General features: G+C 69.5%; 18 protein-coding genes. 8 read left to right on the top strand and 10 right to left on the bottom strand.

Annotated elements, in window-relative coordinates; translation table 11 throughout:
• Positions 1-77: 77 nt before the first annotated feature.
• The 6 genes from VGO10_RS07585 to VGO10_RS07560 all read right to left on the bottom strand — a co-directional run bounded on the left by VGO10_RS07585 (position 78) and on the right by VGO10_RS07560 (position 5,609).
• Positions 78-1,199, bottom strand: a complete 1,122-nt coding sequence (locus tag VGO10_RS07585) for a choice-of-anchor D domain-containing protein (protein ID WP_327466819.1) — start codon at positions 1,197-1,199, stop codon at positions 78-80.
• A 159-nt stretch (positions 1,200-1,358) separates the two neighbouring features.
• Entirely contained in the window at positions 1,359-2,582 is a 1,224-nt protein-coding gene (locus VGO10_RS07580; protein WP_327466817.1) for an ABC transporter permease, read from the bottom strand.
• Positions 2,579-3,238, bottom strand: coding sequence for an ABC transporter ATP-binding protein (locus tag VGO10_RS07575; protein WP_327466815.1), 660 nt, complete (start codon positions 3,236-3,238; stop codon positions 2,579-2,581). The genes VGO10_RS07580 and VGO10_RS07575 overlap by 4 nt, the downstream gene beginning before the upstream one ends.
• 29 nt (positions 3,239-3,267) lie before the next feature.
• Positions 3,268-4,335 carry an HlyD family efflux transporter periplasmic adaptor subunit gene (locus tag VGO10_RS07570; protein WP_327466813.1) on the bottom strand — a complete coding sequence of 356 codons (1,068 nt, stop codon included), beginning with the start codon at positions 4,333-4,335 and terminating at the stop codon, positions 3,268-3,270.
• Entirely contained in the window at positions 4,332-4,847 is a 516-nt protein-coding gene (locus VGO10_RS07565) for a hypothetical protein (protein WP_327466811.1), read from the bottom strand. The genes VGO10_RS07570 and VGO10_RS07565 overlap by 4 nt, the downstream gene beginning before the upstream one ends.
• Positions 4,848-4,925: 78 nt before the next feature.
• Positions 4,926-5,609, bottom strand: a complete 684-nt coding sequence (locus VGO10_RS07560) for a M15 family metallopeptidase (RefSeq protein ID WP_349258930.1) — start codon at positions 5,607-5,609, stop codon at positions 4,926-4,928.
• A 131-nt stretch (positions 5,610-5,740) separates the two neighbouring features.
• Here VGO10_RS07560 and VGO10_RS07555 point away from each other — a divergent pair, with 131 nt between their 5' ends.
• Together VGO10_RS07555 and VGO10_RS07550 are read left to right on the top strand one after the other, a co-directional pair.
• Positions 5,741-6,436 carry a response regulator transcription factor gene (locus tag VGO10_RS07555; protein ID WP_327466807.1) on the top strand — a complete coding sequence of 232 codons (696 nt, stop codon included), beginning with the start codon at positions 5,741-5,743 and terminating at the stop codon, positions 6,434-6,436.
• Positions 6,429-7,538 (top strand): HAMP domain-containing sensor histidine kinase, encoded by a 1,110-nt coding sequence (locus tag VGO10_RS07550; RefSeq protein WP_349258928.1) that lies wholly within the window; start codon positions 6,429-6,431, stop codon positions 7,536-7,538. Before VGO10_RS07555 ends, VGO10_RS07550 begins: the two co-directional genes overlap by 8 nt.
• Before the next feature lie 6 nt (positions 7,539-7,544).
• Here the strand turns inward: VGO10_RS07550 and VGO10_RS07545 are convergent, their stop codons facing one another.
• Positions 7,545-7,994, bottom strand: coding sequence for a VOC family protein (locus tag VGO10_RS07545; RefSeq protein ID WP_327466803.1), 450 nt, complete (start codon positions 7,992-7,994; stop codon positions 7,545-7,547).
• Positions 7,995-8,108: 114 nt separating this feature from the next.
• Between VGO10_RS07545 and VGO10_RS07540 the strand changes: the two genes are divergently transcribed.
• Positions 8,109-9,287 carry an NAD(P)/FAD-dependent oxidoreductase gene (locus VGO10_RS07540; protein ID WP_327466801.1) on the top strand — a complete coding sequence of 393 codons (1,179 nt, stop codon included), beginning with the start codon at positions 8,109-8,111 and terminating at the stop codon, positions 9,285-9,287.
• A 62-nt stretch (positions 9,288-9,349) separates the two neighbouring features.
• Here VGO10_RS07540 and VGO10_RS07535 read toward each other — a convergent pair whose 3' ends face one another.
• On the bottom strand, positions 9,350-11,146 hold the full coding sequence (locus VGO10_RS07535; RefSeq protein ID WP_327466799.1) for a hypothetical protein: 1,797 nt from the start codon (positions 11,144-11,146) through the stop codon (positions 9,350-9,352).
• A gap of 615 nt (positions 11,147-11,761) precedes the next feature.
• Between VGO10_RS07535 and VGO10_RS07530 the strand changes: the two genes are divergently transcribed.
• Genes VGO10_RS07530 through VGO10_RS07515 form a run of 4 tightly spaced genes read left to right on the top strand, consistent with a single transcriptional unit; the run spans position 11,762 to position 15,615 of the window.
• The gene (locus VGO10_RS07530; RefSeq protein ID WP_327466797.1) at positions 11,762-12,442 is read left to right on the top strand and encodes a hypothetical protein; all 681 of its coding nucleotides are present in this window, start codon (positions 11,762-11,764) and stop codon (positions 12,440-12,442) included.
• Positions 12,435-13,202 (top strand): vWA domain-containing protein, encoded by a 768-nt coding sequence (locus VGO10_RS07525; RefSeq protein ID WP_327466795.1) that lies wholly within the window; start codon positions 12,435-12,437, stop codon positions 13,200-13,202. Before VGO10_RS07530 ends, VGO10_RS07525 begins: the two co-directional genes overlap by 8 nt.
• A complete protein-coding gene (locus tag VGO10_RS07520) occupies positions 13,203-13,958 on the top strand; it encodes a protein phosphatase 2C domain-containing protein (protein ID WP_327466793.1) in 756 nt (251 codons plus the stop codon). It abuts the gene before it with no gap.
• The gene (locus VGO10_RS07515) at positions 13,939-15,615 is read left to right on the top strand and encodes a hypothetical protein (protein WP_327466791.1); all 1,677 of its coding nucleotides are present in this window, start codon (positions 13,939-13,941) and stop codon (positions 15,613-15,615) included. Before VGO10_RS07520 ends, VGO10_RS07515 begins: the two co-directional genes overlap by 20 nt.
• Before the next feature lie 4 nt (positions 15,616-15,619).
• On the opposite strand, the gene VGO10_RS07510 is transcribed toward VGO10_RS07515, so the two are convergent.
• A complete protein-coding gene (locus VGO10_RS07510; RefSeq protein ID WP_327466790.1) occupies positions 15,620-17,839 on the bottom strand; it encodes an FHA domain-containing protein in 2,220 nt (739 codons plus the stop codon).
• Between the two features lie 1,619 nt (positions 17,840-19,458).
• Here VGO10_RS07510 and VGO10_RS07505 point away from each other — a divergent pair.
• The gene (locus tag VGO10_RS07505) at positions 19,459-20,946 is read left to right on the top strand and encodes a hypothetical protein (RefSeq protein WP_327466788.1); all 1,488 of its coding nucleotides are present in this window, start codon (positions 19,459-19,461) and stop codon (positions 20,944-20,946) included.
• Positions 20,947-20,948: 2 nt separating this feature from the next.
• Here VGO10_RS07505 and VGO10_RS07500 read toward each other — a convergent pair whose 3' ends face one another.
• Positions 20,949-21,638: a hypothetical protein gene (locus tag VGO10_RS07500; protein ID WP_327466786.1), complete on the bottom strand. Its 690-nt coding sequence runs from the start codon at positions 21,636-21,638 to the stop codon at positions 20,949-20,951.
• Between the last annotated feature and the right edge of the window lie 156 nt (positions 21,639-21,794).

The following is a 21,794-nucleotide window of genomic DNA, read 5'->3' as shown; positions in this document are numbered from 1 at the left end:
CGCAAGCGACAAGCAGCGCTCGACCGCGCCGCCCGAAGCCGTTCGGGCGCGTGGCCAAGCGCTGCTACGAGCCGTGCCTACCGGCCGCGCTTCTTCGGGATCGCCTGGCCCGAGAGGCGGACCGCCAGGCCGGGCTGAGCGCCGTCGTTGCGGCGAACGGTCATCAGGCCCGCGTACCGCCCCGGCTTGGTGGGCCGGAACTCCACCTTGATGGTCTTGGACTCTCCGGGACGCACCGTGAACGCGATGCCCGCGGGGCCAGCACCGACAAGGGCGAAGCCCGCGCCCGACACGGCGACGACGCCGCGCACCGTCCCCGCCGACTTCCCGCCGGTGTTGCGCACCACGATCGACGCGCGTCCCCGGTCTCCGACGCGGATCGTCTGGAAGGAGAGCTGGCCCGGGTTGACGGTCAGCTTTGCGGGGTTCGGCGGCGGCGGTGCCGCAGCCACGGTCACCAGGCCGGCGTCCGCCGTTGCGCTCTGCCCGATGTCGTCGAGCGCGGTCACCTCGATCGCATACTGCGCGGCGGTCGCGGCGGTGTTCACCGGCGCTGTGAAGGTGCCTTCGAACTGGCTGGAGCTGATGCCCCCGAGCGGCACGTTGGTCGTGCTCCCGTCGGGCCCGGTGATCGTCGCGTAGACCTCGGAGATCGCCCGGTCATCCGTCGCGGTCACCCGGATCGTCGAGGCTCCGCCACCGCTGGGCAGGCTGGTCGGCGTCACCAGGGGATCGGCCACGATGGGGCGCTCGTCGAACTGCGGGGCCGCGTCGACGCTGATCCCGCCGCCCTCAGCCGAGGTGCTGTTCCCGTTGATGTCGATCGCCTGGACGAGGATCGAGTAGTTCACCTGCGAGTCGGTGAAGTTCGCCGGGATGGTGAGCGAGCCGCTGTAGGTCTGCCCGACCCCCGTGAAGGCCATCAGCACGATCTCGGGGCCGCCGAACGGCCCGGTGATCTGGGCCTGCACGTCCGAGACGCCGCCGCCCTCGTCGCTGGCGTCCGCGAAGATCGTGACGAGGCCACCCTCGGCGGGGAGGCTGCTCGGCGACGCCGTGACATTGGTGACGACCGGCGGCGTGTCGATGGCCTCCTGAGCGCCCGCACCGGCGGGCGACAGCGCCAGCGGCACGAGGACCGTGAGAAGCACCCCGGCCAGGCGCCAGCGCTTGAGGCCGTTCATCGTCGATTGCAGCATCTCTCTCCTCTTCGGCGGCGTGGAGCTGGCTGCTCCGGGGGCGCGGCACCTTCGGTGCGGGACCACCCAACCAGAGTCGCTAGGGACAATCAACTATTGCGGGCGCGGCGAGCACTTCACGCAGTCGGGACAAGACGTGAAGGACGTCCCCTCTCCCGCTCATGCGGTCCGCAATGCCACGGTCGGGGGCATTCGTGACGCGCGCACGGCCGGCATCAGGCCGGCGAACGCGCCGATCAGGATGGCCGAGGCGATGCCGCCCGACCACGCCTCGCTGGGGATCACGACGGCCCAGCTCTTTGAGCTGGCGTACACGGCTGTTGCCGCGACGCCGGCCAGCACCCCGACGATGCCGCCGATGACGGCGAGCAGGATCGACTCAGCGAGAAACTGCGTCCGGATCTGGCTCTTGGTCGCGCCGAGGGCGCGGCGCAGGCCGATCTCCGAGCGGCGTTCGAGCACCGAGATGATCATGATGTTGGCGACGCCGACGGCGCCGACGATCAGCGCCACGACGCCGAGTCCGAGGAAGAGGCTGTCGAACGCTCCGGCCGCGGCGGCTCGAGCGGTGAGCACGTCGGAGGGCTGGCTGACGTTCACCTCGTTGGGCGCCTCGGGGTTGGCGGTCTGCGCGAGCAGCGACTGCACTTCTGCCTCGTGACCGGTTGCGGTGCGCACGTAGATCGAGCTCGGTGGACCGGCCCGCCCCGCGCCGCCAACGATGCCGAGGTAGCCGAGATAGGTCTGGGCGGCCGGGTAGCCGACCAGGGCGCTGGCGTCGATGTCGGTCGCCAGCTGCGAGGACTTCAGGATGCCCGCGACGTTGAACCACTGGCCGCCCAGCCAGATCCGCTGATCGGGATAGACGCGGTCGATGCCCAGCTGCTGCGCGGCAGCCGAGCCGAGCACCGCGACCGGCTCGCGCGCCGTGCCCGCGTTGAGCCACGCGCCGCGGGCGATGCCGGTGTTGAGCACCGATAGGAGGTTCAGGCTGGTGGCCCGCACCTGAAGGCCACCGGTCGCTCCCACCGGGATCATCGCGTTGCGGTAGACCTTCTCGTCCTTCAGCAGGCCGGTGTGCGCCAGCAGCTGGACGTCGTCTAGCAGCGTGATCCGCCCGGGCGCTTCGAGAGGCAGCTTCGCCGGCCCCCCGGTGAGGCTCTGTCCGGCCTCGACGGTCAGCAGGTTCGTGCCGAGCCGGTCGATCTCCGCAAGGAGCCCGGCCTGTGAGGACGCTGACAACCCGAGGACCGCCACGATCGCCGCCGTGCCAATCGCGATCCCGAGCGCCGACAGCGCGGCGCGCAGCGGCCGGGCGCGCAGCCCGACGCTGGCAACCCGCAGCCCGTCCCGCAGCGCCAACCGTCCGGCCGTCGCGCTCATGCCGTGGCCTCGACGTCGGAGACCACTTGGCCGTCGAGCATCCGGATCTGGCGCGGCAGCTGATCGGCGAGGCCCGCGTCGTGCGTGATCATGATGATCGTGGCGCCGCCGGCGTTGAGCTCGCGGATGAGCTCCATGATCGACGCGCCGGTGGTGCTGTCGAGGTTGCCGGTCGGCTCGTCGGCGAGCACGATCGCGGGACGACCGACGAGGGCCCGGGCGATCGCAACCCGCTGGCGCTCGCCTCCGGAGAGCTTGGTGGGCTTGAAGGTCGAGCGCGCGGCGAGGCCGACGCGTTCGAGCGCCTCATCCGCGCGCCGGTGCCGCTCGGCAGCCGACACGCCGGCGTAGAGCAACCCGTCGGCCACGTTCTCCCGCGCCGTGGCGTGTTCGGCCAGGAAGAACTGCTGGAAGACGAAGCCGATCTGCCGCGCCCGCAGCTGCGAAAGCTCCCGGTCGCTCAGCCGCGCCGCGTCAACGCCACCGATCCGGACAACGCCGCTACTGGGTCGCTCGAGTGTTCCCATGATGTGCAGGAGCGTGGACTTGCCCGACCCGGACGGCCCGACGATCGCCACCAGTTCACCGCGCTGCACGGAGAACGACACCCTGCGCAGGGCGAGCACGGGCGGCTGCTCACCGTAGACCTTGGTCACGGCGTCCAGTTCCAGAACCGCTTCGCCGCTCACAGCGACGGCACCATCACGCGGTCGCCTTCGCGCAGGTCGCCCTCGACCTGGACGCGCCCGCCGGCGGTGTCGAACAAGCCGACTTTCACCGCGACCAACGCGCGTCGCTCCCCGGCGCGCACCACCTCGACCGCGAACCCGCCGCCGGATTTGCCGACCAGCGCCGTGACCGGAACGCTCAGGGCGTCGTCCACGCCCTTGGTGGTGATCTTGACCTGAACCGGGGCGCGGTCGAGCCCGCGTGCCTTGCGTGGCTTATCGAGGCTGATGGAGGTGGGGATGGTCGCGTCCGCGGCGCTGCCGTCCTGTCTAGCCGGGGCTTGGGCGACCCGTCCGAAGCCGACGACCCTGCCCGTGACCGTCGTGTTGCCCGGCAGCGTGATCTGCGCCCGATCGCCCCTCTTGACCTGACCCTGCTGTGACGGATCGAGATCGACCTGCACGTGCAGCGCGTCGGACGTGACGCTCAGGACTTGCGCACCCCGCCGGGCGGCCCCACCGGGCTGACCGCTGACCTTGGCGATCCGCACCGGTTCGGGCAGGAAGACCGCGTCGCCCAGAACGAGCGAGCCGTCCACGTGAGCGCCCCTTTGGCGCTGGAACGCCTCGAGCGCCTTCTCGGTCTCCGTGGTGAACGCTTCACCGGCGCCGCGCACGTGCAGGTTGCGGTTGAGCTGCCGGACGTCCTGGCCCGTATCGCCGATCTGGAGCGCGCGGTAGGCCGGGACCGTGCCGCACAACAGCAGCACCGGCTTGTCGTCGACCCGATAGAGCACGCCGCCGCAGTCGACCTTGTCCCCGGTCTCGGGCAGCTTGGTGTATACGCTGTTATCCTGATTGATCACGACATACGGGGAGCCGTCCGGTCGCGCCCGGTAGGTCAGGGTCCCGTCCTGGGAGACGGCGGCCGAGAGCCTCCCGCGTTTCACCTGCGCGGTGCTCACCGGCGACGCCTGTGGGGCCGAGGTGGTGTGATCACGGCCGGAAAGCGCGACCGCACCGCCAGTGACAGTCAGGGCGATGAGGACGGCCGCGGCGGCCAGCACCCACGTCTTGCGCTTCACGGGCCCGTCACTGCCTCTCCCATGACGCCGCGGCACTTCTGCATCGCGGCGTTGAGCACGCTCATGCCACCGCTGCGGTCGGTAGATGGGATGCGCCTCGTGTCGACGAGGGGCTCGCCCTTGGCGGGGTCCGGAAAGTCCTTGACGCCGTTGTCGCGAACGCACTGGGCGAACCTGAGGGCACTGTCCTGCTCGCGGGCGCTCCGCTTACGGCCCGTGAACCCTGGTGGCTCCAGGTCCTTGCACACGCCGATGGCCTTCTTGAACACCGCGCTGTTCGTGTCCAGGGACGAGCCATTTGCCACCCCATCGATGGTCAACTCGCCCGACGCGTCCGGGTCCGGGAACGCGCTGACACCGTTGTCACGCACGCACTCCGCGAACTTCACCGCCTTCTCGCGGGCGGTGGTCGCGGTGCCGGAGCTGCTGGTGGTGCCGATCTCGGAAGGTGCGTTCGAACCACAGCCCGCGCTGATCAGGCTGGTTAGGGCGACCAGCCCGAGGGCGGCCAACGATCGTCGTCTACTGCTCATATTTGCTCCATATACGTGAAGTCGCGTTGACTGCTGTTCGTTGCGGACGCTCGCTCATCACCGCTGCATCCTTGGATCCTGCGTGGGGTCGGAGTACGTAGGAGGGCAACCGTGATTGACAGCGTCGGGGCGCAGCTCGTAGTGCCAGGGCTCGTTGCCGTAGACCTGGCACAACCCGTATGCGGCGCCGTGCTCGGACAGCCACGCCGCGCCGTCGCGCCCGAGGTCAACCGCGTGCCCCGACACGTGCGCAGACGTGCTGGGGGTGGCCACCCACCGGGAGGCTTCCGCCTCTGAGCCGTACTTCGCGATCGCATCCTGGAGCAGGCGCTCCTGGTACTCCGGGGAACGCCAACCGCTGTCGACGACGAACGCGACGCCGTCAGCCTTGGCATCGGCGGCCGCTCGGCGCAAAGCACCGAGGAGCGCGGGATCCAGCTTGGCCACGCCCGGGATCGCGTCATCGAACACCGTCACGTCGTCGGGAACGGCACCGCCGGCCTCCCCCAGCGCATCTCGCTGCTCGTGGCGAGAGCGGTCGACGGGAGGGGCGGCCGCCGAGGGCGCGCGCGGCGCGGCGCGCGAGGGCATCGCGGCGGCCGAGGGCATCGCGGCGGCCGAGCGCGCCGTGAAAGACGACGGCGTCGTCGTCGAGGACGACGACTCCAGCGACTTGGAGCCGAGAGCTGCGGCGATCGCCACGATGGCGACGACCGCGCCAGCGGCGCCACGCCGGCGCATCCGGGTCCGCTGGCTCGTCGCTCGTGCCGGCCTGCTGGGGGTCACGCCGCCATTGAAGGCAGCGCGGTGTTGCCGGCACGTATGCGATTTTCGATACGCCGACGATATGCGCCAGCTCGTAGCCTCAGAGCATGCGCGTGTTGCTCGTCGAGGACGAGCCCTATATGGCGGAGGCCATCCGCGATGGCCTCCGGCTGGAAGCGATCGCGGCCGACATCGCCGGTGACGGCGACACCGCCATGGAGCTGCTGGCGGTCAACACCTATGACATCGCCGTCCTCGACCGCGACATCCCCGGCCCCTCCGGTGACGAGATCGCCAAGCGCATCGTCGCCTCCGGCAGCGGCATGCCGATCCTCATGCTCACCGCTGCCGACCGGCTCGACGACAAGACGACCGGGTTCGGGCTCGGCGCCGACGACTACCTCACCAAGCCCTTCGAGCTCCAGGAGCTCGTGCTCCGGCTCAGGGCGCTCGACCGCCGACGTGCACACAACAGGCCGCCCGTGCAAGAGATCGCCGGTCTGCGCCTGGATCCGTTCCGCCGAGAGGTCTATCGCGACGACCGCTACGTCGCGCTGACCAGAAAGCAGTTCGCCGTGCTCGAGGTCCTCGTCGCTGCCGAAGGCGGCGTCGTCAGCGCCGAAGAGCTCCTGAAACGGGCGTGGGATCAGAACGCGGACCCGTTCACCAATGCGGTGCGCATCACCGTCTCGGCACTGCGCAAACGGCTCGGCGAGCCCTGGGTCATCGCCACCGTGTCGGGCGCCGGCTACCGCATCAGCACGCAACCAGACGCCAGGCCCGAGGGAGAAGACCGTGGATAGAGCCCCTGGTTTGAGCGTTCGCCTCAAGCTCACCCTCAGCTACGCCGGGTTCCTCATGCTCGCCGGCGTCCTGCTGCTCGCCGTCGTGTGGGTGTTCCTCCTGCGCTACGTCCCCGACCACACGGTCCTGGTGGGACCCGACGGCTTCATCCCCAGCCCCTCTCCCTCCCGCTCCGACCTCCAGCGCGCGTTCGCACCAAAGGTCGCCATCGCGCTGGCGTTCCTGCTGGTGTTCGGTCTCCTGGGAGGGTGGCTCCTCGCCGGCCAGATGCTCGCCCCGCTGGCTCGCATCGCCGACGCGACACGTCTGGCCGCAACCGGATCGCTCTCCCACCGTATCCGGCTGCAGGGCCGCAGCGATGAGTTCCGCGAGCTCTCCGACGCCTTCGACACCATGCTCGCGCGGCTCGAAGCACACGTCGCCGAACATCAGCGATTCGCCGCCAATGCCTCCCACGAGCTCCGCACGCCGCTGGCGGTCACGCAAACACTGCTCGACGTGGCCCGCAAGGATCCCAACCGCGACAACGGCGAGCTCGTCGAGCGCCTCCACGCCGTCAACGCCCGAGCGATCGACCTCACCGAAGCGCTGCTCCTGCTCAGCCGCGCTGACCAGCGGTCCTTCGTCCCCGAACACGTCGACCTGTCGCTCATCGCCGAAGAGACCACCGAGACGCTCCTGCCCTTCGCAGAGCAACGCGGCACCACCATCGAGACCTCCGGCGACGCGACCCCCGCCATCGGCTCACCCGCGCTCCTGCTGCAGATGGCGACCAACCTCGTGCACAACGCGATCGTCCACAACCTGCCCGACCAGGGCACCGTGTGGGTCGCGACCCACGCTCACCCCAAGAGCGTGGTGCTCACCGTCGAGAACACCGGCGAGAAGCTCACCCCACAGCTGGTCGCCACGCTCGCCGAGCCGTTTCGCCGTGGCTCGGAACGCATACGCACCGACCACGCGGGCGTCGGTCTCGGGCTGGCGATTGTCAAGAGCATTGTTCAGGCGCACGAGGGAACGCTGACGCTTGCCCCCAGGGCCGGTGGGGGGCTCTGCGTGACGGTGCAGCTGCCCGCCGCGCCACCGCTCACTGGCAGATGACGCCCATCAGCTGATCTTCTCCGCCAGCTCGACGATGATCCCCGCCGGGCCGCGCACGTAGCAGAGCTTGTAGCTGTTCTCGTAGTTCACCAACTCGCCGACCAGTTCGCCGCCATGCGCTCGGAGGTCGGCAAGAGATGACTCGATGTCGTCGACGACGAAGAGGATGTGGCGGATGCCCGGCGCGTTGGCCGGCGCGTTGGCCGGCGCCGGCCCGGTATCACCTTCGTAGGAGGGCGAGCGGTACTTAGCGAGCTCCACCTTGCCGTTGCCATCTGGGGTCCGCAGGATCACGATGTCGGCCCGCACGCCCTCGAGCCCGTTGATGCGGTCCACCAAGTCGCCCTCGACGGACGTCTCGCCCTCCAGCTCGAGCCCGAGTGCGACGAAGAACGCGGTCGCCGCCGCGAGGTCGTCCACGACGATGCCGATGTGCTCCAGGCGCAGGACGGTCATGAGCTTGATCTCCTAGTGTCGTGGCCGCGCCGCTCGCGGCCTCTCACATGATGAGCGGAGCCGGTCGGCCCTTCTCGACATGATCCCGAAGTTCGTTGTGCTTGAGGATGTGTTGTGCGTTCTACCGACGTGGTGATCATCGGCGCAGGTGCCGCCGGCCTGATGTGTGCCCTGACCGCCGCCGCGCGCGGCCGCCACGTGCTGCTCATCGACCACTCCAACAAGGCGGGCAAGAAGATCCTCATGTCCGGCGGTGGCCGCTGCAACTTCACCAACATGTACACGGACCCGGCCAACTTCTTCTCGCAGAACCCGCACTTCTGCAAATCGGCCCTGGCCCGCTACACCCCGTGGGACTTCATCGCCCTGGTCAGCAAGCACGGCGTGCCCTACCACGAGAAGAAGCTCGGCCAGCTGTTCTGCGACAACAAGTCCAAGGACATCCTCAACATGCTCTTGGAGGAATGCCGACGAGCTGGCGTCGAGCTGCACCTGAACACTACGGTGCACCAGATCGAGAAGACCGAGGCCGGTTACCTGCTGAGCACCGACCTGGGCCCTATCGCCTCGCCGTCGCTGGTGATCGCCACCGGCGGCCTGTCGATCCCGACGCTCGGCGCCACCGGCTTCGGCTACGAGATCGCTCGCCAGTTCGGCCACACCGTGCTAGCCACCCGCGCCGGCCTGGTGCCGTTTACCACCGACGGCCGGCTCAAGGAGCTGTGCACCGAGCTGTCGGGCACGTCGGTGGCCTGCCAGGTCAGCTGCAACGGTCAGAGCTTCCGCGAGAGCATCCTGTTCACCCACCGCGGCCTCAGCGGCCCGGCGATCCTGCAGATCTCCTCGTTCTGGCGCCCCGGCGATGCCGTGGAGATCAACCTGCTGCCCGATGACGACGCCCTGGAGTGGCTGCAAGGCCAGCAGTCCGCGCGCCCCAACAGCGAGCTGAAGACCCTGCTGGGCGAGGTCTTCACCAAGAAGATGGCGACGCTTCTGGCCGACAGCTGGTTCGCATCCAAGCCGCTGAAGCAGTACACCCCGGCCGAGCTGCGCGACATCGCCGGCAAGCTCGGCGCCTGGCAGGTGGTGCCGGCCGGCACCGAGGGCTACCGCACCGCCGAGGTCACCCTCGGCGGCGTCGACACCCGCGACATCTCGTCCAAGACGATGGAGTCGCGCAAGAGCCCGGGCCTGTACTTCATCGGCGAGGTCCTGGACGTCACCGGCCACTTGGGCGGCTTCAACTTCCAGTGGGCCTGGGCGTCGGGCTACGCGGCGGCGCAGTTCGTGTGACACCGACCCCTTCGGTGATCGCGACGCGCGCCCGCCCCTGGGCGCGGCGCCGTGCAGGCCGGTCAGCCGCGGGGAAGAGCGGCCTCGCCGCCGTCCAGCACCGCCGGCCCGAGTCCCTTGCGGGCCAAGGTGTCCAGAGCACGCCTGACCGACGCGCACTTGGTCTGCAGCTCCCTCAGGACCACGGCACGCTCGTCGCTGAACTCGGCCAGACGCGCATGTTCGGCGGTCAACGTGGCCTCCATCTCCAGCAGCATGGGCCACACGCGCCGACCCAGCGAGTGCTCATGGAGGTCCCGGCCGGCGTAGGCGAGGCCCTGGAGGAAGATGACCCGTTGCTCCACCGCCTCCGCCGATCCCGCGATGAGGCCGCGGAGGACGGCCGCTCCGCTCAAGCTGCTGAGCAGGCTGATCGTGCCGATCCCGCCGATCATGCCTCCGGGTCCCAGCGCGGCGAGGCCCGCGACGATCCCCGCGCCGCCGGCCAGCCCGGCCGGAGCGGCCGCGAGGGCGAGGTATGGCGCTACCACGACGGTCGCCACACCGGCCAACACCGCTGCGCGCCGGCGCCAGGCGACGGGAGCCCGGTGATCGTCCCGAGCCTCGTGCTCCGCACCCAGGACGCAGTCGGCGCGGGAGGCGAGGTGCCCGAGATCATGGGCGAACGCGCGAAGGGCGCTGCGTTCGGCCTCGTCCCCGTAGCTGATCGCGTACGGCGCGACGGGGTTCCCCATCGCCATCGCCAGGAGCATCTCCGTGGCCTCGTCGGGGGTGAACGTGCCGCGAAGGAGGTCGGAGTTGTCGTGGCTGAGCCGCGCGGCGACGGCGGCATCGTCCGGATGCTCGCGCAGACGGTCCGCGGTCTCGGAGAGGAGCAGTCGCCGAGCCTGCCCAAAGCGGATGCGCGCGTCGCCCATCGGCATGGCCTGCTCAAGCCGCAACGCGTACTGCGTGAGCGCCAGGACGTTCCGGGCTCCAGCCGAGAGCCTGACGTCGGTGGCCGTTCCCGGATTGACGCAGCGAGCGTCCTCGTCGAAGAGCCAGTTGACCGCCCGGGCGACGACCTCGTGGTCCAGATAGCTCGTGGCGGCATGGACCTTGTCGCGCGATAGCGGCGTCGAGATGTAGGTGTCGAGCACCTCGGGCAGGACCTGCCCCACTCCGCGGCCGCCCGTGATCGGGTCGTTCGTGCCCACGACGTTGACCCACGCCCCGACCCGCTCGAACGGGAACTGGTCTCGCGCCCGACGCAGGTGCTCGCGCAACCGGCGCAAGGACAGCGGGCTGCCGACCGAGAGCAGCAGTCGGAGCTCGATCTGCGGAGGAAGCGCGTACACGAGGTCAGCGGCCAGCACCGAGCCGAGGCTGTGCGCGATCAGGACCACCTCCCCGCGATCCGGAAGCTCGGGCAGCACGGCGCGCAGGCATGCGTTCCGCCGAGCCGAGCTGGCGCAGTACGCCTCGACCTCCGACAGGACCTGGCCGGCCACGAGCCCGCCTGCGATCTCGTGCGCCTCCTCGGGCATCGCGCGAAGCACGCCGGCCGCGCCCACGCCAGTCGCGGCGATCGTGCGCTCCAACGCGCTCGTGCGCAGGTAATACTCAGCGGCCGCCGCACGATGCTGCTCGTCGGTACCGCGCACGTAGGTCAGCGGCGCCGACCCGGGATCGACCTCCGGCTCGGGACCCGCGAGATGCTCTAGCCAAGAGGGCCCGATGGAGACGAAGCCGGCGCCTCGCAGGCTCCCTCGCCCGATGCGCGCGAGGCTGCCGTCCAGCGCCTCGAGCCAGCGCCCCTCGGGGTCGTCGTCGCGGATGCCGTGGAGGAAGACGACGGTCTTCGGCGGGGCGTCGGTCATCGGGGAGCAACCCTAACCGCTGACATGATCCTTCATCGTCCTCCCGTCCCTCCGGGGTCCTTCATCGGGGAGACAGGATTTGAACCTGCGACCGCCCGGCCCCCAGCCAGGGCAAGGGGGTTTCGCTCAGGCGGATTCCCTTTGTTTGTAAGGGTCGTGATCTGCGAGTTGCTGTGGGTGTCGCTCAATTTGGACCGCAAATTGGGACCGCAAGCGGAACGCCGCTCGAGTTACAGATAGGGCTCGCCCTAGTCGCGGCTAGGCGCTGGTCTGCTTAGTTGGCCGGCACGCGGGAGGACGAGACCACAGCGGCGTAAACGCCCAGCGCTTGACGCGCAGCCGCAAAGCCCCTCCTAACGGTTAGGGCTACAGAGCTTATAGTCCCGAAGGATGGTCCTTCGAAGGACATCTTTCTCGATGAACGTGCTGTTCGCCTGCGCTGCCCTAATGCTGCTGCTCGCCCGCGAACCCACTGCATTAGGGCAAACGTTGAGCCAGGCCCAGCCGAGCAGCGTGACCCGTCCCGGGTCCACGAGTGGCCCCACGTCCGCATCACCTCCAGTCACCCAGCAGCGCTCCGCGCGCACGTGCCCCGGCGGTGCGGAGTCGTTCTTGTTGACCCGCTCCCGAGCGATCTCTTCAATCGCCAAGGGCATTGGAACGACATCGACGACGCTCGAGCGGCTCAACCCGGGGCTGAGCGCGATCACGCTGCCGATCGAGGTTCGCGTGTGCCGGCCGAAGCACAAGGGGACCACGACGACCGGCTCCACGAAGACCGCGACCGCTCCCGCTCCCGCACCCGCCACGAACGCCGGCGGACGGATAACGGAGCCATCGTATCCATGGCGGGGGCTCCTCGCGGGGCTGACGGGAGCCGTCGCCGGCGCGGCGCTCGCCCTCATGGCCCTGCTGCTGCTCGTTCGACGGCGGCGACCGGACGATCCGGCTGGCGACAAGCCACCGTCGGAGGACGAGGCGCCCGGGCCCGCGGCGGAATCGCCCACGGTGGACGGCTCATCCGCGCGATCCAAGCCTCGACCCACCCGCGCCCCCGCGGAGGTCCGCGCTCTGGCGCTCCCGGCGACGTTCGCCTTCCAGCAGCGCACCGCGCGCACGCTCACGCCGCTCGAGCCCGAGGGCTACGTGCTCCTCGACGAGCACGTAGCCGTCCTCGCCACAGCCGTCTCCGGCGAGCACATCGAGCGCGACCAGCCGGTGACCCTGGTCCACGCCTCCACCCCATCTTCCCGCGCCACCACCGAACCACGATCCTCGGAAGGACTCGATGCCTGAGCCACGACCGCGCCTCGCCCAAGGGCCCGCCCGCTACAACCGCACGCCGATCATGCTCCTGCTCGACCGCTCGGGGAGCATGATCGCCCCCCACCTCGAGGCACGGGAGGGGGGCGACGTCACGACGACCCGCATGGACGCCCTCGCCGACGCGGTGAAGGAGTTCCTCACGCACCAGACCAACGGCGTCCGAGGCACGAAGGTCGGGCCGACCGCCGAGGTCGCCGTCGGCCTGTTCAGCGGCAGCGCCGTCGAGTGGAAGCACGTGGGCCCCACCGAGAACAGGCCGTTCACGCTGCTGAGCGACGCGGAGCCCGTGGAGATCGAGGTCGCCGAAGGCGAGTACACCCCGCTAGCCGCAGCGGTCAAGGCCGGGGTCGAGGTCATGAACAACCGAATCGCCCAGATCGACCAGGACCCCGACCTGAGCCTGAGATACCGGCCGATGATCTACCTCCTCACCGACGGCAAACCCGAGCCCGACGGCCAGGACCTCGTCGGTGCGGCGAACATGCTCAAGAAGTACGCCTTCGACAACATGCGGCGACCGCACTTCTTCTTCTACGCCTTGGGCATCGGCGACGCCGACGACTCGATCATGCGGCAGCTCGCGCCCGACGCTTACTTCCCCCTGCGCGGACACTCGATGCAGAAAATCATGCGGGTCGTGACCGCAACGCTCGGAGGCGACGGCTACATCGCCGCGCAGAAGCTCTTCGAGCGGAACATGGGCAATGGACGCCGCGTGGACGACGACTGAGTGAGGACGCTGGCCCTCACGGTCCCGCGACGCAGTCGCGAAGCCCTCGGCGACGAGTGCCAGGACGCTGCGACCGCATGGTCGGCGGGTGGCCGCGCCGTACTCGTCGTGGCAGACGGCGTCGGCTCGGTCAAGCACTCTGAGATCGGCGCGCGTCTGGCCACCAGGGTAATGGCCGAGCACCTTGCCGGGGTCGACAGGCCGGCCGCCGTCCCCCGCGCGCTGACGGCAGGCCGCAAGCGGTGGCTCGATGAGCTGGCGCGCACTGGAGCACCCGTGGACTCGGTCAAGACGACGCTCGGGTTCGCGATCGCCAAGCCACCCTCTTACGTCATCGTCGGAGCTGTCGGCGACTGCTTCGCCTTCGTCACCCGCACGGCCGAGGAGCCGTCCGCCGCTCTGGTCATGGATCAGGGGCGGGCGCCGGGCACGCCCGCGAACGAGGGTGTGCCGACGCTCGGCCATGACGCGTGGATCGACCACCTTCGCTGGTGCACGATCTACGACCCGACGATCGATGGCGTGGGGCTCTCGTCCGATGGCCTCGAGCCGGTGACGATCGACGAGCGGCCGGTCGAGAACGAGCACGGCCGCCACGTACGTCAGGTCACGGTCGCGGTCGAGCTGGTCACCTGGCTCGTCGACCAAGCCAGGAGGGAGAAGCCGGCCGCGGCCGCCGCCGCCGAGCTGGCCTCTTGGGATGAGCTGATGACGAGAACCGACGATGACCTCGGCGTTGCCCTTGCGACCTGGTGACTCCGTCTACGTCCACGGCGGGCGGATCTCCGAGTTCGTCCTGGGCGAGGAGCTCTCGAGCAGCCGGACCGCCTCCGTGTTCCGCCTCGAGGGCGTGGAGGGGCAGCTGGCGAAGCTGTTCCACGACGCCAAGAGGCGGCCGGAGCTGCGTCTGCTGGGCAGTCACCTGCGTCGCACGCTGGGGCCGTCGGCGACGCCGCGCGAGGACTCTCCGAACGTCGCCCGTCCGACGTATGAGCTGTATGCCGGCCCCAGGAAGCGGACGCTGGTGGCTGGCAAAGAGGAGCCGGTGGGGTTCCTCATGCACGAGTTCGCCGCCTCGCGCGGCTGGATGACGCTCGACGCCGCCGGCCAGACGGACCTCGGCCAGTCCGCGGAGTGGTGCCTGGCCGTCGCTCGCCAGCTGGCGCATGACGTCGCGTACTTCGCCACGACGGGGCTCATCGTCGGCGACTTGAGCGACGCCAACATCCTGGTCGACCGCCATGCCGCCGTGGCCTGGATCGACGTGGACTCCTTCGGGGCGGAGCCGACAGGCGACCTCGAACGCGTCGTGACGATCGGTGGGACGCCCGAATGCCGGGCTCCCGAGCTCATCCACGACGAAGGCATCGCGTGCAGCCGGCAGACCGACGCCTTCGCGCTCGCCCTGCAGGTCGTGCGCCTGCTCACCTGCCAGTTCGACCACCCTTTCGCGATCAAGCGCGTCTCGGGGAACGGCGGCGCCGAGACGGTGGACGACCGTGTGGGAGCCTACGAGAGCTGGATGGTGGAGCCGGGCGCGTTCAACGTCGCGACGATCGGACATCCGGGCTGCGGCGCCTGGCCGGCCGACCTGGCGGACCTCACGCGACGCGCCTTCACGCGCGGGAGCGACCGACCCATCGCCGCCGAGTGGTACAGGGTGCTCAGCGCCATCGCGCCGGAGGACCTCGCGGTCGAGTCGCCGAGCCGCCCGCCACGCGGCCGGCCCGCGCCGGACGCCGTCCACGGGCCGAACGTCATGTGGCCACCTCCGGACCTGCTGGACGAAGAGGACGACGAGCGCGAAGACGAGCCGGCGAAGGACTCCCGTCTCACGCGACGGCTCGTCCTCGCCGCGATCCTGGTCGCCGCGGTTATTGGCAGCTATCTGCTGAGCCGGCACCTCGGCGACCACGCGGCTTCGGGCCGCACGCTGCGCGACGGCGCAGCCCTGGACTATGCCTCCCCACGTGACGAGGCCCCTCCCGTGCTCACCGCGAGCGAGCACTCGCTGGTGAAGATCCTGCCCGCCGGGGTTGAGGACTGCGTTCCCGTACGAATGGTCGAGGCCGGAGCGCAGGCAGCGCTTCGCTGCCAGCGGTCCGGGCTGAGGTCGATCGAGTACACGCGCTTCGCGTCGGTCGGCGCCATGAACCGATGGCTGCGCGCGCGTGTCGCGTCGACGGAGGCGACGTCCACCACCAAGCGGATCTGCGAGAGCGCGTCCGCGACGACCTCCACCTGGCGCTTCACCGCTCACGAGGAGAACGCGGGCCGGTACCTCTGCTGGACTACCCCAAACCTCTCGCACATCGAGTGGACGGTCACCGCCCGTCGGCTCTACGTCGACGCCGCGAGCACCGATGACATCGCCGTCCTGTGGAAGCTGTGGAACTCCGGAGCCCTGGAATGAGCGCTCAACCGGACTCCCGGCGCAGTCGGAGGACGAGCAGGACGCCCAGTCCCGTGACGAACGCGACAAAGACCAGGACGAGGCGCAGCGGCGAGACCGAGAAGAACGATGATCCGTAGAAGCGCAGGAAGCCGTCGTCCCCGGGCGCGTGCCGGGAGTAGAGGTCAACCGCCGAGCCGGCACCGGCATACGCCCAGCGCACCGGGACGATTTGCGCCGCCCACTTGATCGCGCTCATGTGCTCCAGCGACACGATCGCGCCGGCGAGCAGGAGCTGCGGTACGAAGGCGAAGCTCATGACCGTCGTAGCCTGCGCCTCGGTGCGGGCGCAGGCCGAGAGCACCAAGCCGAGCGCCACGCCGACGATGGCCGTGGCGGCAACCACCCCGAAGATCTCCAAATAGATCAACGTCGCCGCATGCAACGGCGCCAAGGCCACCGTCACGCCGCAGAGGACCGTCGCCTCGACCGTGGCGACCGCGCCGAGGACGACGAGCTTGCTGACCGCATAGGCCACGACCGGCACGCCGAGGGCGCGCTCCCGGAGGAACACGGACCGCTCGCGGACCAGGTCGCGCGCCGCACTCGACACGGCGAACATCATGACCACGAACATCATCGCGAACAGCAGCTGGGCGCCCTTGGTCACCTTGTCGGGCCCGGGCACGAAGACGTCTCGGCCGAAGACCAACGCCACGAGGGCCGCGACGGCGGCAGCCCCCAGAATCCGCCCGAGCGCGTTGGTGCGGTCGCCCAGGACCAGACGCATGTCTCGGGCAACCAGCGCTCGTCCGGCACTGACGACGCTGCGCAGGGGCATCCCGGTGGCGGGTGCCAAACCCACCTTGGACTGTCGCGGGGCCGCGCCCGAGCTGACGCTCACAGATGAGGCGGATTGTTCCTCGAGTCGGTCGTAGATCTGCTCATAGGTCGTCACCCCGAAGTGCCGCAGGGCATCCTCCGGCCGTCCGTCGAACGCGATGTGCCCGTCGCCGGCCATGACCACGAGGCGGTCGCAGGTGCTCAGCCACCGGGTCGAGTGGGTAACGAACAGGACCGTCGCACCGCGGGCGGCGCGCTGCCGCAGCACGTCCATCATTCGCTGATCCCAGAGCGGGTCGAGACCCGATGTCGGCTCGTCTAGGACGAATACTCCCGGGTCTCCGAGAAGCTCGGTCGCGACGCTGACGCGCTTGCGCTGGCCGCCCGAGATGCCGTCGTTGCGCTTGTGGGCGTGAATGTCGATCCGGAGCTCGTCCGTTACGGCATCGAGGCGCCGCTGGAGCTCTTCGTCGCCCAGGTCCCGGGGCAGACGCAGCCGCGCCGCGCAGCGCAGCGAGTCCGCGATCGTGAGCGCCGGATGGACCGTGTCGTGCTGCGCTACGTATCCGATGTCCCATCGTCGGCGCTCCAAGGGCTCGCCGCCAATCTCGATCCTGCCGGCTAACGGCACGGTGTCGGCCGTCAGCATGCGCAGCAGCGTCGACTTGCCCGCGCCGCTCTCGCCGATGATTGCCACGAGCTCGCCCCTCCCGACGGCGAGGTCCACGCTCACACGGTGGTCGTCGACGTCATACTCGAGCCCGACGGCGCGCAGACCTCCGGTGACCTGAGGGGGCGCCATCTGCGCATCAGCGCCGATCTCAAGGACGTACGGCCCGATGACGATCTCGGCCGGTGGAGTGATCGTCGCCTCGTCGACCCGCCTTCCGTTCAACCGCGTACCGTTGCGTGATCCGAGATCGCGGATCTGCAGGACGCCGTCGGTCGCCGTGATGGCCGCGTGGCGCCAAGAGACGTTGGGGTTGGACAGGGGCACATCGAGCGACGGATCGCGACCAATGACGATCCTGCCGTCGACGGGAACGGGCAGGGTCTGTCGCGACGGCGCGGACGACCCGCTGATCGCGACCTCGACGCGGTCTCCCCCGAGGTCCAGGCAGGTCCCGTTCCGGAGCGGGACTTGCGCCTCGGCGAGGACCCCGTCGACATAGGTGCCGTTCAAGGAGTCCAGATCCGTGATGGTCCAGGTCGCGTCGTCGAGCTCGATCAGTGCGTGCCGCGAGGACGCCCGGCGCGACGGCAGCACCAGATCGCTCTCCTCGTCCCGGCCGATCAGGACGATCCCCTGGTCACGCGTCAGCGATCGGCCATCGCAGGTCAACGTGATCGAGGGCGTGAACCGACCGTCGGGGCGGCCGGGGCCCGGTGCGCCATTTGACATTCGATCAGAGTATTGGATCGCGCAGGGCGCAAAAGCGGCGGTCTAGACTTAAGGGCAGTTTTCTCGGCGAGCGACGACGCCGTGCGGGACTGCACCGTCGGCAACGGACCCGGGCCATCACCTCGCCAGACGCCGGCCCTTCGCTGTGATCCTCTCACCAGCACGTGCGTCGAACCGCTGGATCACCAAGGTCGGAATCGACCCGCCGCGCGAGGGCGCCAGCCCTCGGGACTCCTGTGCTCGACTGCGAGCTCGAGCTACCTGACGCTCCTGCGCTGGCGCCCTGATCGATTGTGCCCGGCGTACCGCTCTGGGTCGTTGAGCACGAGCCGTTGACGCAGGACGTCGTGGTGCACGATCCGTTGACGCAGCTGGTCGACTGGCTGCTGCCGGTCGATTCGCCGGTGGCGGGACCAGTCGTCGCCGAGTCCGGCGCTTGCGGAACTTCTTCCGTCTGTGTTGGCGTCGGCATCTCGGAGGGGGCGTTGCCGCCGGTCGGAGCGCCCTCATCAAGGTCGTCCGAGCTCGGCCCCTGATCAGCCGCCGGGCTGCCGCGATCGGGCGACTCCTTCTTGTCGCCGGTCTTGCCGCCGACGCCGACGCCGGGGCAGCCACACCAACGGGACCGACCGCTGCCCCCATCCGACGTCCTCGAAGCACCCACCGCAGGCGGATCGGCCCTCGTCACCACCTTCTCCGAACCGGCGTCCCGGCCACGACGATCGCCGGCAGTCGCCGAGCTCGGCCCGGACGGCGATCCGCCTCTCGCGGATCGCCGCGCACCGACTCCGGGCGCGTGCGCCGGCCCATCCCGATTCGCCATACCGAGCGCCCCCGCCGAATGGCCGGTCAACCGCGGGACCCGATCGTCCCGGTCACCCGGCACGAGCCTCGCCACGCCTGCGCCGATCGCCAAGGCCAAGAGCGCCGTGGCACCGTAGATGGCCCATCTCGACCCGCGCCGGACCGATGCCGTTGAAAGAGCCCCTTCCCGCATGACACCTACCGGTCCTCGAACTGCGAGCTCGCTCGAATGCTCCAGCCGGGGTGGCGTGGCCGCCCGCTCGCGCGGCATGCGTGACGCTCGGTCCGGCCGCTGCAGGCGTGCGGCGCGCCGCGTCTCCTCCTCGGTCTTCGCGCCCGCCTCTCGGGCCGCGATCACCACCTCTTCGGGACTCATCTCGAGCTCCGCGGCGATCGTGTGGTAGATGCGGGCGCTCAATGCCACGACAAGCCTCAATCCGTAAGGGAGTTCACAGCAGCGTGAGGAGCTTAGTGCGCGAGCGCGCTGATCGGACCAGCGGCGGCGCAGGACGCGTGCGCTCGCGCGATGGCCTCGAGCACGGCCCGTCGATCAGTAGAGTTCCGCAGACCGCCGCCGTGGCGGATCGCTCCTTCGGGCCCGACGGACCGCGTTGAAGAGCTGGCTCGAGACCCACAGAACCGTCGCCGACAGCGCGGCCGCAGAGTTCTTTCGATCGGGCCTATGGCCGACCGAGGACCAACTGGACGAGACCGCGTCGATCGACGCCGTGCGTAAGGCGTTCGCCAGCGTCCCTCCGGACGCCGGACACGTCGATGACCATGCGACGCTGCACCTGAGACTCGCTGCGCTTCGCATGCTTCGACCGGACGCGGCCCACCTGCTGGCTCAGGATGTGATGGTCGCCGAGGACGTCGCGACGACCCGGCACCGTCACGCGCCGACCGGCTCGATTGCCGAACTGCGCTCCACCGACCTCGACTTCCTCACCGCAGTGGCGCGGAGGCGAACCGCCGGCGTGTTGCTCGACGAGGCCGCGTACCTGGGCGAGGGGGATGGGGACTACCGCGGGCGCTGGACGCGCCAGATCACCACCGATCCACGCATCGGTCCGGCGGTAGTCGATAGCGCTGAGCGACGGCTGCTGCGCATGTCTCGCGGAGCGGATCTCCCGATTCCACGGTGGATGGTGGCGTTCGTCTTCTGGGTGTCGCTGCTCATCACCGTCACCGAGCTGGTGACGCTGCCGCTCTTGCCGCGCATCTGCTTCATCGCCTCGACCTCAGCGGCGATCGCATACATCTCGCATCGGCTCGTCGCCTGGCCGCCGGCACGCTCAAGCGTCGCGACGGTCGCCCTGATCGCCTTGGTCAGCATCCTCGTCGGGTTCGCGGCTCGCGCCGTGTTCAGCCGACCCGACCGACCGGCGACGTTCTCGCAGGAGCAGATCGTCAGCGGCGCGCGTCGCAATGGTCTGCGGCTGGTCGCGGACGGCGGCTTCCCGAACCCCATCAAGACGCGACTCCGTCCCGATGGCACCCGCTCGCTGGTCTATGTCTTCGCCCCCGTTCGCCAGAACTCGACGGCGTCGGACGAGCTGCGCGTCTATGACGAGATCGGAACCTCTGCGCGCTATCGGCAGGTGCTCCGCTACCGGGCCAAGCCCTATGTGAGCCCACCGGTGGCCGTGAAGACCAGCGCCGCGCTCGGCATCCTCGCGGCGCGCGCCCCAGAGCGGTTCGGGATCGACATCGCCGGGAGGCCGCGGAACCTCGACGACACGCCGGGAGCAGATCTCCTTCTGCAGCTGCGGGAGGAGATCGGCGGCATTGCGATCTTCCCGCGGCCGCTGATCCTGAGATGGAGCGCCAAGACCAAGCGCTACGCCTTGACCGCGCTGCTGTCGCCCGCGTCGATCCGACGACCGGTGACCGACATCGTCACCGCCCGGTACTCCCCCAGCGCGCAGACCATCGCCGGCTACCTCCGTCAATTCCGGTACGGCACGCCGACGACCGTCGCTGACGCGTTCCAGCACGAGTCGTCGCTGCTCGCATACCCGGTGGAGTTGATGGTCTGCAATCGTGAGCCCGTCCATCGTCCGAGCGGCACCACCCACGACGGCATCGCGCTGACCGTCGGCTACATCGTCAAGGCCAGGTCCATCAACGCCCCGCTCCTGATGCAGCCGGTGACGTGGCATATCGACCTCGGTGCCGGCCGCGTGCGAGCGATCCCGGAGACCGACCCGGAAGATCCAATCGACCTCGGCGGAGCACCGGAGCGTGAGCAGCCGGCATTGCGTCGTGCCTCCCTTGGCGGACCGCCCTGCGTCGGCCCTTGACGCTACATCCGGGCCGCTTGCCGGCGGGCGAGCTTGATCGCGTCGGCCGCACGCACCCGACCGACGGGACCGGTCAGCGTGATCGCCCCCTTGAACCGGCCGCTTCGCCATGCGACGAAGAACACGCGTGCGTCATAGCCCTCGAGGCTCGTAACCTCTGTGCACGCCGCAACGCCATCCGCGATCCCACCTCGCACGACCAGGGGATGCCACGCGCCGAGACGACAATGGCTGCGGTTGGCCGATAGCGCACGCCGAGCGCCGGCGTTCGTGGCGTAGCCGCCCGCGTCCGACGAGAGCTGCGCGGGATCGTTGCCGTCCAGGCCACGGTCATACTGCGCCTCCCAGCCGATGGTGTAGCCCCAGTAGCGGATCTGCTTCGGGGTCCACGTCCCCTGTGCGGCGAGCTCTCGGGGCGTATAGGACCGCAGTACCTGGCGCGAGAACCCCGGCGGCACCTGGCCGGGCGGAAGGACCATGCTGCGCACCCGGCCGCGATCGCCGGCGACAGCCGTGGCGGGCGCGACCATTGTCAAGACCACCGCAGCACAGGCGAAGGAAGCGATCCGTGGCGCACGCACCCGACAGATCTTATTACGGGTGAGCGTCACAGCGCGGTAGCCGGGGCTTGCGTCGGCTGGTTTCTTGCCATCCAGGCCTGTTGCGAGCAGCGAGACGGGATCGAGGTTCACTGCGTTTCGTAGGCATGTTGGAGTTCCCCCGGTTTGGTGGACGCCTGATGGCTGAGTTTGCTCAGCCCGAGAGGATGTCTGTTGATGCCGAAGATCCCGCCGTATTCCGAGGCGTTTAAGCGCGAGGCGGTGGAGTTGTTGCGCAGCAGCGGCCGG

Source organism: Baekduia sp. (assembly GCF_035996765.1).
In the GTDB taxonomy this organism is placed as follows: domain Bacteria; phylum Actinomycetota; class Thermoleophilia; order Solirubrobacterales; family Solirubrobacteraceae; genus Baekduia.
This window is presented reverse-complemented; position numbering and strand designations above follow the sequence as displayed.

Bases quoted from the DNA above. Each gene is read 5' to 3' on its own strand.
- VGO10_RS07585 (WP_327466819.1), bottom strand. From the start codon at position 1,199: ATGCTGCAATCGACGATGAACGGCCTCAAGCGCTGGCGCCTGGCCGGG.
- VGO10_RS07580 (WP_327466817.1), bottom strand. From the start codon at position 2,582: ATGAGCGCGACGGCCGGACGGTTGGCGCTGCGGGACGGGCTGCGGGTT.
- VGO10_RS07560 (WP_349258930.1), bottom strand. From the start codon at position 5,609: ATGCGCCGGCGTGGCGCCGCTGGCGCGGTCGTCGCCATCGTGGCGATC.
- VGO10_RS07555 (WP_327466807.1), top strand. From the start codon at position 5,741: ATGCGCGTGTTGCTCGTCGAGGACGAGCCCTATATGGCGGAGGCCATC.
- VGO10_RS07545 (WP_327466803.1), bottom strand. From the start codon at position 7,994: ATGACCGTCCTGCGCCTGGAGCACATCGGCATCGTCGTGGACGACCTC.
- VGO10_RS07535 (WP_327466799.1), bottom strand. From the start codon at position 11,146: ATGACCGACGCCCCGCCGAAGACCGTCGTCTTCCTCCACGGCATCCGC.
- VGO10_RS07525 (WP_327466795.1), top strand. From the start codon at position 12,435: ATGCCTGAGCCACGACCGCGCCTCGCCCAAGGGCCCGCCCGCTACAAC.
- VGO10_RS07510 (WP_327466790.1), bottom strand. From the start codon at position 17,839: ATGTCAAATGGCGCACCGGGCCCCGGCCGCCCCGACGGTCGGTTCACG.
- VGO10_RS07505 (WP_327466788.1), top strand. From the start codon at position 19,459: ATGCTTCGACCGGACGCGGCCCACCTGCTGGCTCAGGATGTGATGGTC.